This is a genomic window from Azospirillum oryzae (assembly GCF_900177515.1).
GTDB lineage: Bacteria > Pseudomonadota > Alphaproteobacteria > Azospirillales > Azospirillaceae > Azospirillum > Azospirillum oryzae_A.
The window spans coordinates 772,999-793,778 of sequence record NZ_FXAK01000005.1 but is presented as its reverse complement, the minus strand read 5'-3'; the positions used below and the strand labels follow the sequence as shown (position 1 = coordinate 793,778).

Below are 20,780 nucleotides of genomic sequence, written 5' to 3'. Positions count from 1 at the left end.
CGGCCGAACCTCGCACATCTATGCGGACGGGGCCGATCAGACCGGGATCGGGTTCTCGGCGATGTAGCTGTTGAAGCCCATCACCAGCGCATGCTCGTTCGGGCCGGCGTTGTCGCGCATCGGGCGGGCGCTTTCGACGATGGCTTCCTCGGCGTCTGTGCCCAGCGCCGCCATCGTCTGTTCGATGAAGGCATCCAGCGGCATGGCGCGCGGGTCGTCGCCCTTCTTGATCAGATCGGTGTTGACCCAGGGCGGCGCGATTTCCTGCACGGTGACGCTGCTGTTGCGCAGCATGAAGCGCTGGGACAGCGTGTAGCTGTGCAGCGCCGCCTTGCTGGCCGAATAGACCGCCGTGGTCGCCAGCGGCGTGTAGGCCAGCACCGAGGTGTTGTTGACGATCACCGCCCGCGGCTGCGCCTTCAGATGTTCGATCAGCGCGGAGGTCATGCGGATCGGACCGAGCAGATTGGTGGTGATGATCGACTGGGCCTGCGCGTCGTCCATCGGGCCGGACGCGTCGTCGAACGGCATGATGCCGGCATTGTTGATGAGGACGTTCAGCGTCGGGTTCTCGGCGACCAGCCGCTCCGCCGCGGCCTGGATGCTGACCGGATCGGTGATGTCCAGTTCGATGCCCTTCATGCCGGGATTGGCGGCGGTCACCTGCTCCAGCAGGGCCTTGCGCCGGCCGGCGATGATGACCTGATTGCCCAGCTTGTGGAACGCCTCGGCCAGCCCGCGGCCGATGCCGGAGGTTGAGCCGGTGATGAAGATCGTGTTGCCGGTGAGTTGCATGGCTGGATGTCCGTTCTATAGAAAAAGTGGGCAAGCGGGTGCGCCAGAGGAAATCGAATATTCCCCACAGTCGCCGTGTTTCCAGTGATGTGAAAAGCTACCGCACTTCAAGTATCTGCGGAGCCATATCTAGGTATTAACCGCTCCGACCTGGGCCGAAGCCGGGGTGCCGCCTAGTCCAGTGCCGATACGCGACCACTTTCTACCGACCGGCGGATCACCTGCGGCGGCTGGCCATAGGCGCGCAGGAAGGCGCGGCGCATACGCTCGCGGTCGGCGAAGCCGGTTTCGCGGGCGATGACGTCCATCGAGTGGCGTCCCTCCTCCATCATCACGCGCGCTGCCTCCAGCCGCAGATGCTCGACCGCCTTGGCCGGTGTCTGGCCGGTCTCCTGGCGGAACAGACGGCTGAACTGGCGCGGGCTGAGGTTCGCCGCCTCCGCCAGTTCCTCCACCGACAGATCGTTCCTCAGATTCTCCTTGGCATGGACCAGCGCCCGCCGCACGCGGTCGGAACGCGGTTCGAGGTCGAGCAGGGCGGAGAATTGCGATTGCCCGCCGGGCCGGCGCAGATAAACCACCAGCTTGCGCGCCACCGCCTTGGCGACCTCCGCACCGAAATCATCCTCCACCAGCGCCATGGCGAGGTCGAGGCCGGCGGTCATCCCGGCCGAGGTCCAGACATTCCCGTCGACGCTGAAGATGCGGTCCTCCTCCACCTTCACGGCGGGGTAGAGGCGCTGCAGGGTCCGGGCATGGCTCCAATGGGTGGTGGCACGGCGTCCGTCGAGCAGGCCGGCCTCCGCCAGCACATAGGCGCCGGTGCAGATGCCGGCGACCCGGCGCGACGCGCCGGCGGCATCGCGCAGATAGGCCAGCAGGCCGGGGGTGGACGGCTTGACGCGCAGGGAGCCGATGGTAACGGTCGTGTCGAAAAAGCCCTCGCCGAACTGCTGCGTCTCGACGGCGAAGCCAAGGGAATTGCGCACCGGACCACCCTGCTCCGACAGGACGGTAACCTGATAGGCCTGCCGGCCGAGCACGAGATTCGCCATTTCGAAAGCCGAAAGCGCGGCCATTCCCATCACCTGGAAATCGTCGAAAACCACGAAACCGATGGTGAGCATGTCCTTCTCCGCCTCGCCTGCCCTGTCCCGTTCCGAGGCCGCATGCCCGAAGTGCGTGACGGCCAGCCCCAGACTATGCGGCGTTCGCTCCGTCTGGAATGTCAAAGACACCACGAATCCGGCCATTAGCACCGGGCAGAATGTCCGTTTTCGTCCGGATGGATGTCCGGAAATGCGACGTCCGAACAGGGAGGTGAGTGCGCGATCGATCTGAATTCCTGATCGATGAAATCGGAACTATGCATTTCAGTTTTTGATCTGCCGGGACTATCCCTTGACCGCATGTTCGCGCGGCCGGTTGCCAGGACTCCCGCCATGGCCCAGACTTGCCGCAGCAGCCGTTCCACCAGCCACCCAACAAGGGAAATACCGCAATGAGCGTTCCGCCGAGCGATCAGGTGCAACTCGTCGCCTACCTCGTCGCCAAGCCCGGTCAGGAGCAGGCACTGGCCGACGCCATCACTGCCATCGTCCCGGCCGTTTTGAAGGAGCCGGGCTGCCTCGCCTACTCCGCCCATGTCAACCGCGAACGGCCGGGCACCATCGTGATGTACGAGGTGTGGCAGGATCAGGCCGCGCTCGACACCCATGCCAAGGGTGCGGCCTTCACCGGCCTCGCCGCACAGTTCGACACGCTACTGGGCGAACCGCTGCGGATCGAGTTGCTCCGCCGCATCGCCTGACCCGAGGGGCCGGCTATTCACCGGCCGCTCCCGCCCTGCCAAGACTTTCGCGCGCCGCGTCCAGAATCTCCTCCGACAGGGCGGGATCATCGACGGCGCGCGAGAGGATCAGGGCACCGACCATGCCCGACAGGGTCGCCAGGGCGGCCTTGCGCTTCGCCTCCGCCGAGCGGCCCGGCACCAGCCGCTGCAGCCTGTCGATGAACGGGCGCAGGCCCCGGGTGAAGGCGCCGCGCACCGCCCCGCCCTGCCGGGATACATCGACTCCTAGCGCGGCGATGGGACAGCCGGCGGCGCTGTGGTCGCGGTGACGCGGCGACAGGTACCCGTCCAGCATTGCCGCCAGCGCCCCGTCACCCGGCGGCGTCTCCGCCGCATCGTCCCAGCGCTCCACCATCACCTCCATTGCGCGGGCACAGGCCTCCGCCGCCAGATCCTCCTTGGACGCGAACTGGCCGTAGAACCCGCCATGGGTCAGCCCGGCCTCCTTCATCAGGTCGGCGACGCCGATCCCATTGAACCCCCGCTCGCGGAACAGCGCGCTTGCCACCTCCACGACCCGACGCCGGTTCTCCGCCGCCTGCTCCTTGCTCACCCGCATGATGCACCTTCCGTGACCGGACCTTGACCGGTGCGGTTTCCGAAAATCGTCCGAAGACCCATTGACAAATTATATGACGATCATCATCAATTATGCAAACATGACGACCATCATTTATTCTGCCCCAGTTGGGTTGCAGAGCCGGAGACCACGACCATGCACACCCCCTCCAACCCGCTTTCCAGCCAGGATCCCGTTGTCATCGTGTCCGCCGTCCGCACGCCGCTCGGCCGTTTCCAGGGAGAGCTTGCGGCGCTGCCGGCAACCGCACTCGGCGCCCGCGCCATCGCGGCGGCGTTGGAGCGGGCAGGCCTGCCGCCCGCCAGCGTCGGCGAGGTGCTGATGGGCTGCGTGCTTCCGGCGGGACAGGGGCAGGCGCCGGCCCGGCAGGCGGCCCGCGGCGCCGGACTGCCCGATGCGGTGGGCGCCACGACCATCAACAAGGTCTGCGGCTCGGGCATGAAGGCCACCATGCTGGCCCATGACCTGATCCGCGCCGGCTCGACCGACATCGTGGTGGCCGGCGGCATGGAGTCGATGACCAATGCCCCCTATCTGCTGGCGAAGGCGCGTGGCGGCTATCGCATCGGCCATGACCGGCTGCTGGATCACATGATGCTCGACGGGCTGGAGGACGCCTATGAGGGCGGCCGAGCCATGGGCGATTTCGGCGAGGCGACGGCGGAGGCCTACGGCTTCACCCGTGCCGAACAGGACGCCTATGCGGCCCAAACGCTGACGCGCGCCCGGACGGCGGTGGAAAGCGGCGCCTTCGCGGCGGAGATCGTGCCCGTCGCTGTGCCCGCCAAGGGCGGAGACCGGCTGGTCGAGCAGGACGAAAACCCGCTGAAGGTCTCACCCGACAAGATCCCGGCGCTGAAACCGGCCTTCCGCCACGACGGCACGATCACCGCCGCCAGTTCGTCGGCCAATGCCGACGGCGCGGCGGCGCTGGTGCTGACCCGTCGCTCGGTCGCCGAAGCCGCCGGCCTGCCGATCCTTGCGGAGATCCGCGGCCATGCCACCCACAGCCAGGATCCGGTATGGTTCACCACCGCCCCCATTCCGGCGATCGCCAAGCTGCTGGACAAGGTCGGCTGGTCGGTGGACGACGTCGACCTGTTCGAGATCAACGAGGCCTTCGCCGTCGTCGCCATGGCGGCACAGCGCGACCTGGGCATTGCGTCCGACCGGCTGAACGTCAATGGCGGGGCTTGCGCGCTCGGCCATCCCATCGGTGCCACCGGCGCGCGTCTGATCGTGACGCTGCTGCACGCGCTGGCGGCACGCGGGCTGACCCGCGGCGTGGCCTCGCTGTGCATCGGCGGCGGAGAGGCCACGGCCATCGCCATCGAACGCGTCGGCTGACGCTTCCGGAACGGCGTCCCAAAGACGGACGCATCCTTCTATATCGCGGCCACGGCGGAACGTAGCGTGGCCACACCGAACCGGCGCCCTCGACAACGGCGCTGAAACAAATGGAGACATGGGCCATGATGCTCAACTGGAACGAATACCGTCAGCAGGTGCTCACCGGCGTCGGCGAGATTGCCAAGCTCAGCCCCGATACCGTCAGGGGCTATGCCGGGCTGAGCGCCGCCGGTCAGAAGAAGGACCTGCTGGGCGCCAAGACGCGCGAACTGATCGCGCTGGCGGTCGCCGTCAGCATCCGTTGCGACGGCTGCATCGCCGTCCATACCGAAGCGGCGATCAAGCAGGGCGCCACCCAGGATGAAATCGCCGAGGCGCTGGGCGTCGCCGTCGCGCTCAATGCCGGCGCCGCCCTGGTCTATTCCACCCGCGTGATGGATGCCTACGCCGCGCATGGCTGAACAGAAGGCGGCGGAGAGCGGCCGCCGCTCCGCCGCCTGAGTCCGTCAGGCCGAGATCAGGTCGTCGATCCGGATCGGCAGGTCGCGGATGCGCTTGCCGGTCGCATGATAGACGGCGGCGGCAATGGCGGCGGCGGTGCCGACATTGCCCAACTCGCCCAGCCCCTTGACCCCGGCGGGATTGACCGCCTTGTCCTCCTCCGGCACCAGGATCACCTCCAGCTGTTCGATGTCGGCATTCACCGGCACCAGATATTCGGAGATGTTCTTGTTGACGTAGCGCGCGGCACGCCTGTCGATCTCCGTCTTCTCGTGCAGGGCCGAGCTGATGCCCCAGATCATGCCGCCCATCAGCTGGCTGCGGGCGGTGCGGGTGTTCATGATCCGCCCGGCCGCGAAGGTGCCGACGATGCGCGGCACGCGGATCTCGCGGGTGCGGGCGTTGATGCGGACCTCCACGAACTCCGCGCCGAAGGCGTACATCATCTTGTCGCCCTTTGAGCCGCCCTTCAGCGTGCTGCTGCCGTTGTAGAGCTTGCGCAGGGAATCCGGCGGGACGCCCTCCGGCATCCACTCCGCATATTCCTCGATGGCGCCGGTTCCCATGCGGCCGAACACATCCGCGAGCTTTTCCGTCGGGCCACCCGCATCACCGCCGGCCGTAACGCCACCGTCGCGCAGGTCGAGCGTCGCGGGATCACGGCCGGCGAAGGGACCGTCCTTGGCCGACGCCGCGGCGTGGAACAGCTTGCCGCGGATGGCGTCGCAGGCGGTCAGCACGGTGGAGCAGACGGTCGCCGTGGTGTTGGAGCCGCCGGCCACCGGCGCCGGCGGCAGCTCCGTATCGCCCAGCTCCACCACCACCGCCTCGACCGGCACGCCCAGCCGTTCGGCCGCCATCTGGCCGATCACCGTGTAGGCGCCGGTGCCGATCTCGTGCGCGGCGGTCTGCACCCGTGCGGTGCCGTCGGCGGTCAGCCGCACCCGCGCCGCGCCGGCCCCCATGTTGGTGGGATAGACCGCGGTGGCGCAGCCCCAGCCGATCAGCCAGTCGCCGTCGCGCATCGCGCCCACCGCCGGGTCGCGTTTGGACCAGCCGAACGCCTCGGCCGCCGCATCATAGCACTCCATCAGCGACCGGCTGGTGTAGGGCTTGCCGCCGATGGGTTCGGTCATGGTGTCGTTGATCCGGCGAAGCTCCACCGGATCCATCTTCAACGCCACCGCCAGCTCGTCCATCGCGCTTTCCAGCGCGAAGACATAGGGCGTCTCGGGCGGTGAGCGCATGTAGCCGGGGGTGTTGCGGTCGGCCTTCACCATGTTGACCCGCGTCCACACCGCGCCGTAGCCGTAGAGCCGCGCGGTGGTGTCGGTGCCGGCCACCACATAGGAGTCGGGACGCGAGGTGATCTCCCACCCCTCGTGGCCGAAACCGGTGATCTTTCCGTCCGGTGTGGCGCCCATGCGGATGTGGTGGCGCGTCTCCGCCCGGTAGGTGGCTGTGGTGAAACACTGGGCGCGGCTGACCACGCAGCGCACCGGACGGCCGATCCGCCGGGAGGCCAGCGCCACGATGCCCGTGCGCGGCGTCATCGGCCCCTTGGAGCCGAAGGCGCCGCCGATGAAGCGGCTGACCACCCGCACCTTCTCCGGATCGATGCCGAGCTGCTTGGCGACATTCTCGCGGAAGCCGTAGACGAACTGGCTCGGCTCATAGACGGTCAGCCGGTCGCCGGTCCAGAAGCAGGTGGTGGAGAACAGCTCGATCGGGTTGTGGTGCTGGGTGGGGGTGGAATACTCGACGTCGATGGTCACCGGCGAGGAGCGCAGGGCGGCCTCCAGATCGCCCGCCGCCGGGTCCTCCTTGTGGCTCTTCACCGCATCCTTGGCCAGCACCGTTTCGGTGCCGGGCGCGCCGAAACCGGCGCTCGGCTTTTCGGCCTCATACTCCGCCTTGACCCGGTATGCCGCCTCGCGCGCCGCTTCGAAGCTGTCGGCCAGCACCAGGGCGACGATCTGGCCGTCATGCCAGATTCGGGTGTCCGTCAGGGGGGAGATCGAGGTGGCGGTGCCGTTGCCGAACTCCAGCCGGTGGAGGCCGTCGGCATTCTCATGGGTCAGGATCTCGATGACGCCGGGGATGGCCTGCGCCTCCGACAGGTCGAGGCGCGTCAGCCGGCCCCGCGCGATGTCGCTGGTCACCAGCACGCCATGGGCGACATTGTTCAGCGGCTCGTCGGCCGGATAGCGCGCCTCTCCGGTCACCTTCAGCCGGGCGTCGTAGCGGGGGACCGGGCGCCCCATGTTCCGCTTCGGCTCCGGCGCGGCGGCGTTCCGGTCGGACGCAGTCTTCTGATCCGGGCTCATCTCACGTCTCCATCCGCTTGGCGTCCATCAGGGCGCGCACGATCGTCTGCTTGGCGAGCGGCACCTTGAAGGCGTTGTCGCCGCGCGGTTGCGCCCCCGCCAGAGCCGCCTCCGCCGCCGCGGTGGCCGCGGCTTCGTCCATCGTCTTGCCGCGCAGGGCCGCTTCCGCCTCGCGGGCACGCCAGGGCACGGTGGCGATGCCGCCCAGCGCGATGCGCGCCTCGCGCACGACTTCCCCGTCCAGGTCCAGCGCGACCGCGGCCGAGGCCAACGCGAAGGCATAGGAATCGCGGTCACGGATTTTCAGATAGAGCGAGCGCCGCGTCCACGGGCCGGCCGGCACCGTGATGGCGGTAATCAGCTCGCCGGGCTCCAACACCGTTTCGACCTGCGGCGTGTCGCCGGGCGGACGGTGGAGGTCGGACAGTGCGATGCGGCGGGCGCCGCCCTTCTCCCTCACCGTCTCCACCACCGCATCAAGCGCCACCAGCGCCTGCGCAAAGTCGCCGGGGTAGGAGGCGATGCAGGCGTCGCTGGTACCGAGCACCGCATGCAGGCGGTTCACCCCGTCCATTGCCGCACAGCCGCTGCCCGGTTCGCGCTTGTTGCAGGGCCAGGAGACCTGACGGAAATATTCGCACCGTGTCCGCTGCAGCAGGTTGCCGCCAAGGCTGGCCATGTTGCGGATCTGCTGGCTGGCTGCCAGTTGCAGCGCCTGCGCGATCACCGGATAGTCCGTCTTGACCGCCGGATGCTCGGCCGCCTCGGCCATGCGGACCATGGCGCCCAGCCGCAATCCGGACTTGGTCGCTTCGATTCGCCCGGCCGGTCCGCCGGCCGCCGGATTGACGTCGACCAGCCGTTCCGGACGCATGACGTCCAGCTTCATCAGATCGCTGAGCGTGGTGCCGCCGGCGATGAATTGGGTGGCGCCGCCGGTGCCGGCCGCCTTCACCGCGCCTTCGAGCGTATCGGCGCGTTCATACTGGAATGGCCGCATGTCAGGCGCCCTCCATCTCGGACTTCGCCTGCCTGACGGCAGCGACGATGTTGGGGTAGGCGGCGCAACGGCAGAGATTGCCGCTCATGTATTCGCGGATGTCGGCATCGCTTTGGGCATGGCCTTCCTGCACGCAGGCGACCGCCGACATGATCTGGCCCGGCGTGCAATAGCCGCATTGGAAGGCGTCATGGTCGATGAAGGCCTGCTGCATCGGATGCAACGCGCCGCCGGGACCGGCCAGCCCTTCGATGGTGGTGATCTCGCGGCCCTGCGCCATCACGGCGAAGGTCAGGCAGGACAGCACGCGGGTGCCGTCCACCAGGACCGTGCAGGCGCCGCACTGGCCGTGGTCGCAGCCCTTCTTCGCCCCGGTCAGTCCGGCATGGTCACGCAGCGCGTCCAAAAGCGAGGTGCGGGGATCGATCGCCAGTCGATGGTCCTGGCCGTTGATCCGCAGCGTAACATTGGTGGCCGCACGCGGGTCCGGAGGCGGGGCCGGGGGCGGCGTGGCGGCACCGGCCAGGCTCGACAGCAGGGGAAGCGTTGCGGCCGTCCCCGCGCCCACGCCGAGGAAGCCGCGCCGGTCGAGTCCGCCGTGGTCGCGCTTCGAGTTCATCTTCGCCCCTTTCGTCTGCGGTCGGATGCCGGGCCGTCCGCAAGGCGCCGGCACCTGAGAGAACAGGGCCGCCGGCAGTTCGTCGCTACGCCGTCCCCCCCGATGGCTACGAAGGTGCACATCCTCGCGGCGACATGGGAACTCTCCCGCCTCCTTGCGGTTTGCCTCCGGCGATTCCGCCTGCGCCGCATGAGGCGTTCATTCCGGCTGGCTCTTGCCGCTCGGCGGTTCGCCCTATCACCTCGTCACGGGTTTTCCGCTGGTGGTTGCGGCGATCCGGTGTGTGGCTGTATGGAGACGTGCGGGTTTCGTTCAAAAATCCCGCGTCCATTCTTCAATACGACCGCCACACATTTCGGCACCCTCCCTGGACTAATCCGCCCGCCCACGACGCATGCGGCGGACCATAGGAGGTGCAGCATGAAACCAACGCGATGGGCCGGCCGGGCGGCGGGCAGAAGGGCGGTGGTCGGATGGGCAGCGGGCGGCGCATTGGCCTGCCTTGCCGGCGTCGGCGCGTTCCTGGGGATCGCCTACCGAAGCGGCCTGCCCACCGTTCCCACGCCCAAAGCCTCCGACTTTCCGGTGGAACTGGTGTCCCGTGGTGCGGCGCTGGCGACGATCGGCGACTGTATCGTCTGCCACACCGCCGATGGCGGTGCCGCTTATGCCGGCGGCCGGGCACTGGCGACGCCGTTCGGCACGCTCTATTCCACCAACATCACGCCGGATCGGGAAACCGGGATCGGCGGATGGTCGAAGGAAGCTTTCAAGCGTGCCATGCGCGACGGGGTGTCGCGTGACGGCCGTCATCTCTATCCGGCCTTGCCCTACGACCATTACCGCCGGGTGCATGACGGGGATCTGGATGCAATCTATGCCTTCCTGATGACCCGCCCGGCGACCTCCGCCCCGGCCAAGGCGAACGAGCTGATCTTCCCGCTGGGCTTCCGGCCGCTGCTGGCCGGCTGGAAGCTGCTGTTCCTGCATCAGGAGGAATTCACGCCGCGGCCGGACCACGATGCCGTGTGGAACCGCGGCGCCTATCTCGCCGAAGGTCTCGGCCATTGCAGCGGCTGTCACAGCCCGCGCAACCTGGCCGGGGCCGAGGAGACGGGCGGCAGCGCCTATTCCGGCGGCATGGCCGAGGGTTGGGTGGCGCCCGCGCTGAATGGCGCCGGCCCGGCCGCCATACCCTGGACGGCGGACAGCCTGTTCACCTATCTGCGCACCGGTGTCGAGGGCCGCCATGGCGCCGCCGCCGGGCCGATGGGGCCGGTGGTGCATGGCCTGTCCCGCGCGCCGGAGTCCGATGTCCGCGCCATCGCCACCTACATCGCCTCGCTGTCGGCGGACCGTACAGCTCCGGAAACGCCCGCCCCTCCGGATCGCACGGCGGAGGCCGCAAAGGCGAACCCGGCCGCCGCCGCCCTGTTCGCGGGGGCCTGCGCCGGCTGCCACGAGGGCGGCGCGCCGATGATGACGCAGGGCCGTCCCGGCCTGTCTACGGTGACCGCCCTGCAGCTCGACCGGCCCGACAACGCGATCCGCGCCATCCTGCAGGGCATCCATCCGCCCACCGGGCCGGCCGGCCCAACGATGCCGCCCTTCGCCGCCAGCCTGACTGACGCACAGGTCGCCGACCTCGCCGCCTATCTGCGAACCCGCTTCAGCGACCGCCCGGCCTGGACCTCGCTGGAGGCGGCATCCGCCACGGTCCGCAAGGAGGAGTCCCAGCCATGACCGTCACCATCACCGTCAACGGCGCCGACCATGCGCTGGACATCGACCCGGCCACGCCGCTGCTCTATGTGCTGCGCGACGACCTGGAGCTGAACGGGGCCAAGTACGGCTGCGGGCTCGGCCAATGCGGCGCCTGCACGGTCCATATCGACGGCAAGCCCGCCTTCTCCTGCCTGACGCCGGTCGGCGCCGTCGCCGGCCGCCGCATCCGCACGGTGGAGGGGCTGGGCAGCGCCGACGCCCCCGGCCTGCTGCAGCAGGCGTTCGAGAAGGAACAGGCGGCGCAGTGCGGCTACTGCATCGCCGGAATGCTGATGCGCGCCCAGGCCCTGCTGGACCGCAATCCCGATCCGGACGAGGCACAGATCCGCGCCCACATGCAGACCAACCTCTGCCGCTGCGGCACCCACATGCGCATCCTGCGCGCCATCCGCCGCGCCGTCGCCATGCGCAAGGGCGTCCAGTCGGCGCAGGATGTGCGGCCATGAGCCCCGTCCTGCCGTCCCTCTCCCGCCGCGGCTTCCTGACCGGCGGCGCCCTGGTGGTGTCCTTCGCCCTCGCGCCCAGGGCCTTCGCCCAGCTTGCCGGCGGCGGCGAGGGCGGCGCCGGTCCGACCGTCGTGGCACCCGACCTGAAGGGCAGCTTGAAATCCACGCCCTGGCTCGACGCCTGGATCCGCATCGACGCCGATGGCCGGGTCACCGTCTTCACCGGCAAGGTGGAGTTGGGCCAGGGCATCCGCACCGCCCTGACCCAGGTCGCGGCGGAGGAATTGGACATCCCGCCCGCCGCCATCACCCTGGTCACCGCCGACACCGAGCGCACGCCGGACGAGGGGCTGACCGCCGGCAGCCATTCCATGCAGGACAGCGGCACCGCGATCCAGAACGCCGCCGCCAATGTCCGCATGCTGCTGGCGGCCGAGGCGGCACGGGGCTGGGGCCTGCCGGCCGATCAGGTCACCACCGGCGGCGACGGCAGGCTGCACGCGCCGGACGGCAGGTCCCTGCCCTATGGCGAGGTCGCGGCGCGGCTGTCGCTGCATGTGCAGGCAGTGCCCGACGCGCCGCTGCGCCGGCCGTCGGACTACCGAACGTTGGGGCGGGAACTGCCGCGGATCGACATACCGGCCAAGCTGACCGGCGGTGCGGCCTATCTGCACGACATGCGCCTGCCCGGCATGCTGCACGCCCGCGTCGTCCGCGGTCCCAGCGTCGGCACCAGCCTGCAATCGCCCGACCTCGACGCCGTCGCCCGCATGCCGGGCGTGGTGAAGATCGTCCGGCAGGGCGGCTTCCTGGCGGTTGTGGCGGAGCGGCAATGGACGGCGATCCAGGCCCTGCGCCATCTGCAACGCGCGGCCTATGCCCGAACACAGTCCCCGCTGCCGGCTGACGGCACCGGCGACGCCGTGGCGGCGACGCTGAAGGCGCTGCCGGCCCGCGACATCCCGATCATGGACACCGGCGAGCCCGCGGGCCCGGCCATCCGCACCGTCAAGGCTCGCTACACGCGGCCCTGGATCAGCCATGGCTCCATCGGCCCGTCCTGCGCCATCGCGCAGTATGTGGACGGCACGATGACCGTCTGGACCCACAGCCAGGGCACCTTCGACGTCCATCGCGTCGTCGCCGAACTGCTCGGCCTGCCGCCGGAGCGGGTCCACGCCATCCATGCCGAAGGCGCCGGCTGCTACGGCCAGAACGGCGCCGACGATGTGGCGGCCGACGCGGCGGTGATCGCCAAGGCCGTACCCGGCCACCCCATTCGCCTGCAATGGATGCGCGAGCAGGAGTTCGGCTGGGAACCGCTCGGCCCCGGCATGATGACGGAGCTGGAGGCGGCGCTGGGCGCCGACAACCGCATCGTCTCCTGGCGCCACGCGGTCTGGAGCAACCCGCACAACAACCGCCCGGTCGGGGCCGGCGGCGTGCTGGCCGGCAATGAGGCCGACCCGCCCTTCCCTGCCCCGGAAGGCAAGCCGATCCCGATGCCGGAAGGCGACGGCAGCCGCAACTCCAACCCGCTCTACAGCTTCGCCAACACCCACGTCGTCTATCATTTCCTGAAGGACATGCCGGTGCGCGTCTCCGCCCTGCGGTCGCTGGGCGCGCATCTGAACGTGTTTTCCATCGAAAGCATGCTGGACGAGCTGGCCGCCGGGGCCGGCATCGACCCGCTGGCGATCCGCCTCGACCATATGCGGGACGAGCGGGCGCGCGATGTCATGCAGGCGGCGGCCGACCGCTTCGGCTGGTCGAAACGGCCGAAAGGCGATGGCCGGCGCGGCTGCGGCATGGCCTTCGCCCGCTACAAGAATCTCGGCGCCTACTGCGCGGTGGCGATGGAGGTGGAGGTAGACCGCGAGACCGGCCGGACGCTGGTTCGCCGCGCGGTCGCCGCGGTCGATTGCGGCCAGCCCGCCAACCCCGACGGCGTGCGCAACCAGATCGAAGGCGGGCTGGTGCAGTCACTCAGCTGGACCGGCAGGGAAGCCGTGCGTTTCGCCGCCGACCGCCGCGCCAGCTTCGATTGGAGCAGCTATCCCATCCTGCGCTTCGGCGATGTGCCGGGCTCGGTGGAGGTGGTGGTGATGGACCGGCCCGGCGCGCCCTTCCTCGGCACTGCCGAGGCGGCGCAGGGCCCGTCCGCCGCCGCCCTGGCCAACGCCATCGCCGACGCCACCGGCGTGCGCCTGCGGGACATGCCGCTCAGCCCCGAACGGCTCAAGGCCGCACTCGGCCCCGTATAGGAAGGAATAGACCATGAAGTCCCTGCGTGTGAGGATCGTCGGCGGCTCCGTCGGCGGTCTGTTCGCCGCCGCCCTGCTGCGGCAGGAAGGGCACGACGTCCGCCTCTATGAGCGTTCCGGCGGCGGGCTCGCCGGCCGGGGCGCCGGGCTGGTCGGCCAGCGCGACCTGTTCGCCCTTCTGCGCGCGGTGGGGTGCGAGCATGTGGCGCATGTCGGCGTCGTCGCCCAGGAGCGCATCCTCCTCGACCGCGCCGGCGAGATCCGGAACCGGCAGGCGACGCCGCAGATGCAGATCTCCTGGGATCATCTGTACGCCACGATGCGCGGAAAGGTGCCCGACGACGCCTATGTCCTGGGCCGCACCGTCCTGGGGGTGGAGCAGGATGCCGCCTCCGCCAGCCTGCGTTTCGACGACGGCAGCCGGGAGGAGGCCGATCTGGTGATCGGCGCCGACGGTCTGGGCTCCATCGTCCGCTGCGCGGTGGTGGGAAGGCACGCTGCCAACGAGTATGCCGGCTATGTTGCCTGGCGCGGCCTGGTGCCGGAACGGGATCTGCCGGCGGAGGCCGCCATCCTGCTGGAGCGCTTCGCCTTCTACGACATGCCGCAATCGCACACATTGGGCTATCTGGTCACCGGGCCGGCGGCGGAGACTGCGGTGGGGGCACGGCGTTACAACTGGGTCTGGTACCGGCGGGTGGCGGCTGCCGAATTGCCGGCGCTGCTGACCGACACCCAGGGACGCCACCATCCCTATTCGCTGGCGCCCGGACAGGTGCCGAAGACACTGGCTGCAAGGCTGCGGCAGGATGCGGCGGACCTGCTGCCGCCCCCCTTCGCGGCGGCGATCGCGGCGGAGCCCCGCCCCTTCGTCCAGGCCATCTTCGATTACGAGGTGCCGGCGATGACACGCGGCCGGGTGGCACTGCTGGGGGATGCCGCCTTCGTGGTCCGTCCGCACACGGCGATGGGCGTCGCCAAGGCGGCGGGCGACGCAATGGCGCTGGCGCGGCATCTGTCCGCCCACCGGGAGATCGAGACCGCCCTGCAAGCCTACAACGAGGAGCGGCATCCCGCCGGCGCCGCCATCGCCGCCTACGGGCGCCGGCTGGGCGCGATGCTGGAATGAGCCTCACACCAAAGGCTAGCAACCGTAAAGCGATGGCACAGGGCCGGTGACGCCAGCGTGCGATTCCGCGGCGCACCCCAAGCCGGCCAAACTCCCTGCACGCCATGCCATGCAGGGAGCCCCCCGATGCTACAGCCAGTCGCCGCAGATGAGCGGACGGTCGCCACGCTGGTGACCCGCGCCCTTGCGGTGCTCGACCATGATCCCAACGGCGCGCGGCTCTGCCTCGACCGGCTCGCCTCCCTGTTCGCGGGCCGGCGGACCGAGCCGGCGGCCATCGCCACTCGGTTCCGGCCCGGAGGAGGACTGACCTCCCGGCAGCTCCGCCAAGTGACCGAACATATCGAGGCGAACATGGCCGGGCCGATCAGGGTGGAGACACTGGCCGCCCTCGCCGGACTCAGCGGCGGACGCTTCACCGACGCCTTCAAGGCCAGCATGGGCCGGACACCCCACGCCTACATCATCGAGCGGCGGGTGAAACTGGCCCAGCGCCTGATGCTGGAAACCGACGAGCCGCTCTGTCAGATCGCCTGTACCTGCGGCTTTTCCGATCAGTCCCACCTGACCCGCCTGTTCGGCCGGGAGGTCGGCCAGACACCGCTGCGATGGCGCAAGGCGGTGCGGCGTCAATACTAGAGCAGCGCCTGGGCCGGCGTCCGTCGCATCCGCGGTTTATGCCGGGCGCCTCGGCCAGCCGCAGGAAATCGAAGCGCATCGCAGCGCATTCGAATGATACTCACCCGGCGGAGAGTTCCGGTTTTCCTGGAACGCCGGACTGCCGCAACCAGTGCGCTTCGCGCATTCTTGATGCGCCCCAGACGGTGGCAAGGGCACAGGCCATGACGTACCAGGCGGGGGAGATCGGATTTCCGGTGACGCTGATCAGCCAGGTGACGATGAACTGGGCGAAGCCGCCGAAGATCGATACGCCCATACTATAGACGATCGACAGGCCCGAGGCGCGGACACGGGACGGGAAACTCTCCAACAGCAGAAGCAGGCAGGCTCCGGCCCCGACCGCATTGATGGCGATCAGCAGCCCGACCACCACCAGCGCCGCCGGAACGCTGGCGACGTGCGACAGCACCCAGAATGCGGGATGGGTCAGCAGCGCGCTCGCCAGCGCGGTCCAGATGACGAAGGGACGGCGTCGGCCCAGCCGGTCCGACAACAGCCCGGCCAGCGGCGCCACCACCAGCATGGTCGCTCCGGCGGCACAGCCCGTCAGGAATGCGGTCTGAGGCGGCAGCCCGACCATCCGGATCAGGTAGGTCGGCATGTAGAAGATGTTGACGTAGGTGGAGGCGGTGCCGCCCATGATCATCAGGACGCCGGTAAGCAGCTTGGCCCGATGATGGGACAGCAACTCCGCCAGGACTGCCCGACCGCCGGGATCGGGGCGCGCGGTTTCCGGAAGCAGGCGGCGCAGATGAAGGCCCACCGGAACGATCAGCAGCCCTGCCAGGAAGGGAAGGCGCCATCCCCACGATTCCAGCGCGTCGGCCGACAGATGGGTCGACAGCAGATAGCCGCTGAGCGCACCCAGCAGGGCGGCCGCCCCCTGGCTGGCCATCTGCCAGCTGACCCGCAGTCCGCGGCCGGCGGGGTGGCCCAGCTCCATCAGCATGGTCGTCGCCACGCCGATCTCGCCGCCGGCTGAAAAGCCTTGCAGGATGCGGCCGATGACGATGATGGCCGGTGCTGCCGCACCGATCTGCGCATAGGTCGGACAGAGCCCGATCAACAGAGTGCCCAGCGCCATCAGGGCGATGGTCAGCACCAGCGCCGGCTTGCGCCCGACCCGGTCGGCATAGGCGCCGATGACGATCCCGCCCAGCGGCCGGACGACGAAGCCGACCCCAAAGGTCAGCAGCGCCAGCAGCAGCGGACCGAACTGCGATTGCACCGGGAAGAACAGCTTGCCGATGGTCAGGGCGAAGAAGCTGTAGATGGTGAAATCGTAAAGCTCCACCGCATTGCCGACCGACAGCGCCAGGATGGTGGCGGGAGGCGTCGGCGCGGGCGGACCGCCGCCGGCGAAACTCGACGATGCCATGGTCCTTCCCCCTCTTTCCACTGCCCGGAGCGCACGACGGCGTTCATAAGATTCAGGTCAATCAGTCTTCTGAAAACTAAGGGCTCGGCACTTTCGGGACATCGAATGGAGAGGCGTGCGTCCCTTTTTCCAACAGAACTGCAAATCAAGACACAAACCACCCGATATCGCCCCTGATTTCATGCCGATTATTTCCCTTCGAATATTGATAATACCTAGGGATGGCTTTGAAAAGTGCCTCATTCCGGTAGGCATGGAAAGCACCGGCGTTCCGCGGCGCCGATCAGCCGAACCGTTGACGAACTGACATGAGGACTTGAACGATGCGACCCGAAGACTTCACGTCGGCGCCGGATGCCACGCGCCGCAGCTTCATCGTCGGCACCGCGATCGCCGGGGCCGCCGTCGCGACCACTGCCGTCGCGACGACCGCCGCCGCGGCCGAACGCCAGCCCGCCGGCAACGGCTCTGTCCACCACAGGGAAGGAAAACGGACGATGACCAACGGCAAAACCGAAGACGGGTTCGTCACCGCCAAGGACGGCGTATCGATCTATTACAAGGATTGGGGGCCGCGCGACGCCCAGACGATCATGTTCCATCACGGCTGGCCGCTGACCGCCGACGATTGGGACGCGCAGATGCTGTTCTTCCTGAACCATGGCTACCGTGTGGTCGCCCATGACCGGCGGGGCCATGGCCGCTCCACCCAGACGGCGACCGGGAACGAGATGAACACCTACGCCGACGACGTGCTGGCCGTCGTCGCCGGGCTGGGATTGAAGAACGTGTTCCATGTCGGCCATTCGACCGGCGGCGGCGAGGTGGCACGCTATCTGGGCCGCCACGGCGCCGCGCGGGCGGGAAAGGCGGTTCTGCTGGGTGCCGTTCCGCCGATCATGGTCAAGACCGAGGCCAATCCCGGCGGCCTGCCGCTGGAGGTGTTCGACGGGTTCCGCGCGGCGCTGGCCGCCAACCGCGCCCAGTTCTTCCGCGACATCCCGTCCGGCCCCTTCTATGGCTTCAACCGCGACGGCGCCCAGGTCTCCCAGGGCGTCATCGACAACTGGTGGCGGCAGGGGATGATGGGCGGCACCAAGGCCCATTACGACTGCATCAAGGCCTTCTCCGAGACCGACTTCACCGAGGATCTGAAGAAGATCGACATCCCGGTTCTGGTGATGCACGGCGATGACGACCAGATCGTGCCGATCGCGGATTCCGCCCTGCTGTCGTCCAAGCTGCTGCCGAAAGGCACGCTGAAAGTCTACAAGGGCTTTCCGCACGGCATGGCGACCACGCATGCGGAAACCATCAACACCGACCTGCTGGCCTTCTTCAAGGCCTGAGGATGCCTCGCCCCCGCAGGGCCGCGCCCGGCGCTGCGGGGGTCAACCTATACGCAGGTATGAATGCCGCATCCTGCTCCACCTGTTGAAATGGATCGGCCGCAACGGACGTGGTTGACGGGCCAAACCGCGGCTGGAGTGCGATGTTGTGCTGAGTGTTCCCACCATCTGTGTCGTCGACGATGATGAAAGCATCCGGGAAAGCTTGGACAATTTCCTGCGGTCCGTTGGACTGCAGGTTCGCACCTTTTCCTCGGCGGAGGAGTTCATCGCCTACCAGGGCGAGGCGGACTGTCTGATCACCGATCTCAACCTGACCGGCATGGACGGGCTCAGCCTGCAGATGGTGTTGCTGCAGCAGGGCCGCATCCACCCCGTCATCGTGATGACCGCCTTCGCCACGCCCGCCGCCCGCGTCCGATCGCTTGCGCAGGGGGTCACCGCCTTTCTGACCAAGCCGCTCGATCCGGAAAATCTGCTCGTCCTCATCGAAGACGCCCTCAAGACCGAACGGGATCCCACCCCATGACCGGCCAGCCTCACCGCAGCGACACCACCGTTGGGAGATACGACTTCGCCGGCTTTGCCGCGGGAGAACGGCGCGGCTACGATGAACGGGCCGGTCGAAAGGAACGGCAGATGGTCCTGACGGAGAACTCCATGGCGGACGGCAACACCCCTGCCTTGGTCTGCATCATCGACGACGATGCCGACGTGCGATGTGCGGTGGAGAGCCTGCTCCGCTCCGTCGACTACAATGTGCAGGCTTTCGCCTCGGCGGAGGAGTTTCTGGCATTCGACGACGCCGCAAATGCCGCCTGCCTTATGCTCGACGTCTATCTGGACGGCGCCGATGGGCTTGAGGTCCAGCAGGCGCTGCATGAGCGGTCGATCTCCGTGCCGGTGGTGCTGATGACCGGCCAGGGCGACATCCCGATGACGGTGCGCGCGATGAAGGCCGGCGCCGTCGATTTCCTGACCAAGCCCTTCGCCGAACCGGATCTGCTGCAGGCCGTCGCCGAAGCGGTGGAACTTGACAGCCGCCGCCGGGCCGAACGCGGACAGGACGACACCGTGCGCGGTCTCTATGCCAAGCTCACCCCGCGCGAGCGCGACGTGATGGCCCTGGTCACCGCCGGGCTGATGAACAAGCAGGTGGCGGCGAAGCTGGAGCTGAGCGAGGTCACGGTGAAGATCCATCGTGGCAACCTGATGCGCAAGATGCAGGCCCAGTCGCTGGCCGACCTCGTCCGCATGGCCGAAATCCTGGACGTGCGCGAACGGACGGTCACCCGCTACAGCACGGCCGGCTGATCCACCCCCTCGGCCGCGGCAGATGCCACCGGCAGCGAGAAGGACAGGCTTGCCCCTTGCCCGCTGTCGGCCGCCCACAGCCGGCCGCCACGCTCCTCCACGATGGTCTTGCAGATCGACAGGCCCAGCCCCATCCCCTCCTGTTTGGTGGAGAAGAAGGGTTCGAAGATCCGCGGCAGCACGTCATCCGGAATGCCGGGACCGCTGTCGGTAATGGTGAAGGTTACGAAATCCGGCCCGTCCGCCGCTGCGGCGATGGCGATGCGGCGCTCCGGCGCATTCGCCGCCTGCATGGCCTGGATCGCGTTGTAGGCGATGTTGACGATCACCTGCTGGATCTGCGTGCGGTCGCCGACGATGGCCGGCAGGTTTGCCGGCATGTCTACGGCAATCCTCGTTTTCTGGCGATAGGCCTCATGCTCCACCAGCGTGACGGCGTCGGCGATGCAGTCTTGCGGCTTCATCGGTTCGGTGACGAGTTCGCCCCGCCGCGCGAAGGAGCGCATCTTGCCGATGATCCGCACGGCATGCTGGGTGCTGGCGGTGATGCGGTTCAGGCTGGTCGCCACCTCGCCCAGGTTCGGGGTCTCGCGGGACAGCCAGCGCGTCGCCGCCGCGGCATGGCTGGCGATGGAAACCAGCGGCTGCGACACCTCATGCGTCAGCGACGCCGCAAGCTCCCCCACCAGCGACAGGCGCCCGGCATGGCTGAGGTTGGCCTGGGCGGCCATCAGCGCTTCCTGCACCCGCTTCAATTCCGTGACGTCGACGGCGAAGAAATAGAGGCGGCTGTAAGCCTGCGGATCGGCAGGGCCCGGCGGCAGGCTCGCCCGCCACAGGATGGGCACGACGCGTCCGTCCTTGGTGTGCAGCACGCGTTCGCCCTGGCAGACCGTCTTGCCGCGCACCATCGCCTTGAAGACCTGGGCGTTGCTGGCCGGATTGGCCGGCAATCTCACGCGCGATTCCTGCAGGAAGGTCTCCTTGTCCCGGAATCCCAGCAGATCGAGCGCGGAGCGGTTGGCATCGAGAATCCGGTGGAACCGGCGCACGTCGAAGAAGAACTGCGGGTTGTCCTCCAGGAAACGGTCGAAGTCCGTCACCCCGCCGGCGATCACCTCGTCGACGGCCTGCTTCACCCCCGACCAGTCCTCGCACAGGATCGAGATCGGCGAGATCTCGAACAGGTCGGCATGCAGACGCTCCATCGCCAGATATCCTTCCCCGTCGCCATTCACCATGCCGCGACGCTGCAAATGCTCATCCTCGGACATCTATAGGAAACTCTTGAAAAGACGGCAACTTTGTCTCGATTGGCGGACTCGCACGGTTTCCGGTCATTCAGCTTTTGGACGGTTTGGCATCCTTAATACCTAGGGATGGATACGAGACCGACGGGCGGTGGGCAAG

At 68.2% G+C, this 20,780-nt stretch carries 19 protein-coding genes; 11 read left to right on the top strand and 8 right to left on the bottom strand.

What is annotated here, in order from left to right; genetic code table 11:
- Positions 1–36: 36 nt before the first annotated feature.
- A complete protein-coding gene (locus B9N97_RS11915) occupies positions 37–795 on the bottom strand; it encodes an SDR family oxidoreductase (protein ID WP_085086526.1) in 759 nt (252 codons plus the stop codon).
- Between the two features lie 173 nt (positions 796–968).
- On the bottom strand, positions 969–1,922 hold the full coding sequence (locus tag B9N97_RS11910; RefSeq protein ID WP_085086775.1) for a GlxA family transcriptional regulator: 954 nt from the start codon (positions 1,920–1,922) through the stop codon (positions 969–971).
- 374 nt (positions 1,923–2,296) lie between these two features.
- On the opposite strand from B9N97_RS11910, the gene B9N97_RS11905 reads away from it, so the two are divergent.
- Complete coding sequence (locus tag B9N97_RS11905) at positions 2,297–2,605, top strand: putative quinol monooxygenase (protein WP_085086524.1); 309 nt, start codon at positions 2,297–2,299, stop codon at positions 2,603–2,605.
- 13 nt (positions 2,606–2,618) lie between these two features.
- On the opposite strand, the gene B9N97_RS11900 is transcribed toward B9N97_RS11905, so the two are convergent.
- Entirely contained in the window at positions 2,619–3,206 is a 588-nt protein-coding gene (locus B9N97_RS11900; protein WP_085086522.1) for a TetR/AcrR family transcriptional regulator, read from the bottom strand.
- A gap of 156 nt (positions 3,207–3,362) precedes the next feature.
- Between B9N97_RS11900 and B9N97_RS11895 the strand changes: the two genes are divergently transcribed.
- Together B9N97_RS11895 and B9N97_RS11890 are read left to right on the top strand one after the other, a co-directional pair.
- Positions 3,363–4,574: an acetyl-CoA C-acyltransferase gene (locus B9N97_RS11895; RefSeq protein ID WP_085086520.1), complete on the top strand. Its 1,212-nt coding sequence runs from the start codon at positions 3,363–3,365 to the stop codon at positions 4,572–4,574.
- A 125-nt stretch (positions 4,575–4,699) separates the two neighbouring features.
- Entirely contained in the window at positions 4,700–5,038 is a 339-nt protein-coding gene (locus B9N97_RS11890; protein ID WP_208621201.1) for a carboxymuconolactone decarboxylase family protein, read from the top strand.
- 45 nt (positions 5,039–5,083) lie between these two features.
- Here B9N97_RS11890 and B9N97_RS11885 read toward each other — a convergent pair whose 3' ends face one another.
- The 3 genes from B9N97_RS11885 to B9N97_RS11875 are packed head-to-tail and all read right to left on the bottom strand — an operon-like array spanning position 5,084 to position 9,024.
- A complete protein-coding gene (locus B9N97_RS11885; RefSeq protein WP_143266621.1) occupies positions 5,084–7,405 on the bottom strand; it encodes a xanthine dehydrogenase family protein molybdopterin-binding subunit in 2,322 nt (773 codons plus the stop codon).
- Between the two features lies 1 nt (position 7,406).
- Complete coding sequence (locus B9N97_RS11880; protein WP_085086518.1) at positions 7,407–8,405, bottom strand: FAD binding domain-containing protein; 999 nt, start codon at positions 8,403–8,405, stop codon at positions 7,407–7,409.
- A gap of 1 nt (position 8,406) precedes the next feature.
- Positions 8,407–9,024, bottom strand: a complete 618-nt coding sequence (locus B9N97_RS11875) for a (2Fe-2S)-binding protein (RefSeq protein ID WP_085086516.1) — start codon at positions 9,022–9,024, stop codon at positions 8,407–8,409.
- A 420-nt stretch (positions 9,025–9,444) separates the two neighbouring features.
- On the opposite strand from B9N97_RS11875, the gene B9N97_RS11870 reads away from it, so the two are divergent.
- The 5 genes from B9N97_RS11870 (at position 9,445) to B9N97_RS11850 (ending at position 15,287) form a co-directional block, all read left to right on the top strand.
- Positions 9,445–10,767: a cytochrome c gene (locus tag B9N97_RS11870; protein ID WP_085086514.1), complete on the top strand. Its 1,323-nt coding sequence runs from the start codon at positions 9,445–9,447 to the stop codon at positions 10,765–10,767.
- Positions 10,764–11,255: a (2Fe-2S)-binding protein gene (locus B9N97_RS11865; RefSeq protein WP_085086512.1), complete on the top strand. Its 492-nt coding sequence runs from the start codon at positions 10,764–10,766 to the stop codon at positions 11,253–11,255. Before B9N97_RS11870 ends, B9N97_RS11865 begins: the two co-directional genes overlap by 4 nt.
- Positions 11,252–13,519, top strand: a complete 2,268-nt coding sequence (locus tag B9N97_RS11860) for a xanthine dehydrogenase family protein molybdopterin-binding subunit (RefSeq protein ID WP_085086510.1) — start codon at positions 11,252–11,254, stop codon at positions 13,517–13,519. Before B9N97_RS11865 ends, B9N97_RS11860 begins: the two co-directional genes overlap by 4 nt.
- Before the next feature lie 13 nt (positions 13,520–13,532).
- On the top strand, positions 13,533–14,648 hold the full coding sequence (locus tag B9N97_RS11855; protein WP_085086509.1) for an FAD binding domain-containing protein: 1,116 nt from the start codon (positions 13,533–13,535) through the stop codon (positions 14,646–14,648).
- A 126-nt stretch (positions 14,649–14,774) separates the two neighbouring features.
- Complete coding sequence (locus tag B9N97_RS11850; protein ID WP_085086507.1) at positions 14,775–15,287, top strand: helix-turn-helix domain-containing protein; 513 nt, start codon at positions 14,775–14,777, stop codon at positions 15,285–15,287.
- Between the two features lie 100 nt (positions 15,288–15,387).
- Here B9N97_RS11850 and B9N97_RS11845 read toward each other — a convergent pair whose 3' ends face one another.
- Positions 15,388–16,707 (bottom strand): MFS transporter, encoded by a 1,320-nt coding sequence (locus B9N97_RS11845; RefSeq protein WP_085086505.1) that lies wholly within the window; start codon positions 16,705–16,707, stop codon positions 15,388–15,390.
- A 323-nt stretch (positions 16,708–17,030) separates the two neighbouring features.
- Here B9N97_RS11845 and B9N97_RS11840 point away from each other — a divergent pair, with 323 nt between their 5' ends.
- The 3 genes from B9N97_RS11840 (at position 17,031) to B9N97_RS11830 (ending at position 19,370) form a co-directional block, all read left to right on the top strand.
- Positions 17,031–18,056, top strand: coding sequence for an alpha/beta fold hydrolase (locus tag B9N97_RS11840; protein WP_085086503.1), 1,026 nt, complete (start codon positions 17,031–17,033; stop codon positions 18,054–18,056).
- 148 nt (positions 18,057–18,204) lie between these two features.
- Positions 18,205–18,585, top strand: a complete 381-nt coding sequence (locus B9N97_RS11835) for a response regulator transcription factor (RefSeq protein WP_085086501.1) — start codon at positions 18,205–18,207, stop codon at positions 18,583–18,585.
- On the top strand, positions 18,582–19,370 hold the full coding sequence (locus tag B9N97_RS11830; RefSeq protein ID WP_244560683.1) for a response regulator transcription factor: 789 nt from the start codon (positions 18,582–18,584) through the stop codon (positions 19,368–19,370). The genes B9N97_RS11835 and B9N97_RS11830 overlap by 4 nt, the downstream gene beginning before the upstream one ends.
- Here the strand turns inward: B9N97_RS11830 and B9N97_RS11825 are convergent.
- Complete coding sequence (locus B9N97_RS11825) at positions 19,352–20,644, bottom strand: sensor histidine kinase (RefSeq protein ID WP_244560682.1); 1,293 nt, start codon at positions 20,642–20,644, stop codon at positions 19,352–19,354. The genes B9N97_RS11830 and B9N97_RS11825 overlap by 19 nt on opposite strands.
- Positions 20,645–20,780 lie beyond the last annotated feature (136 nt).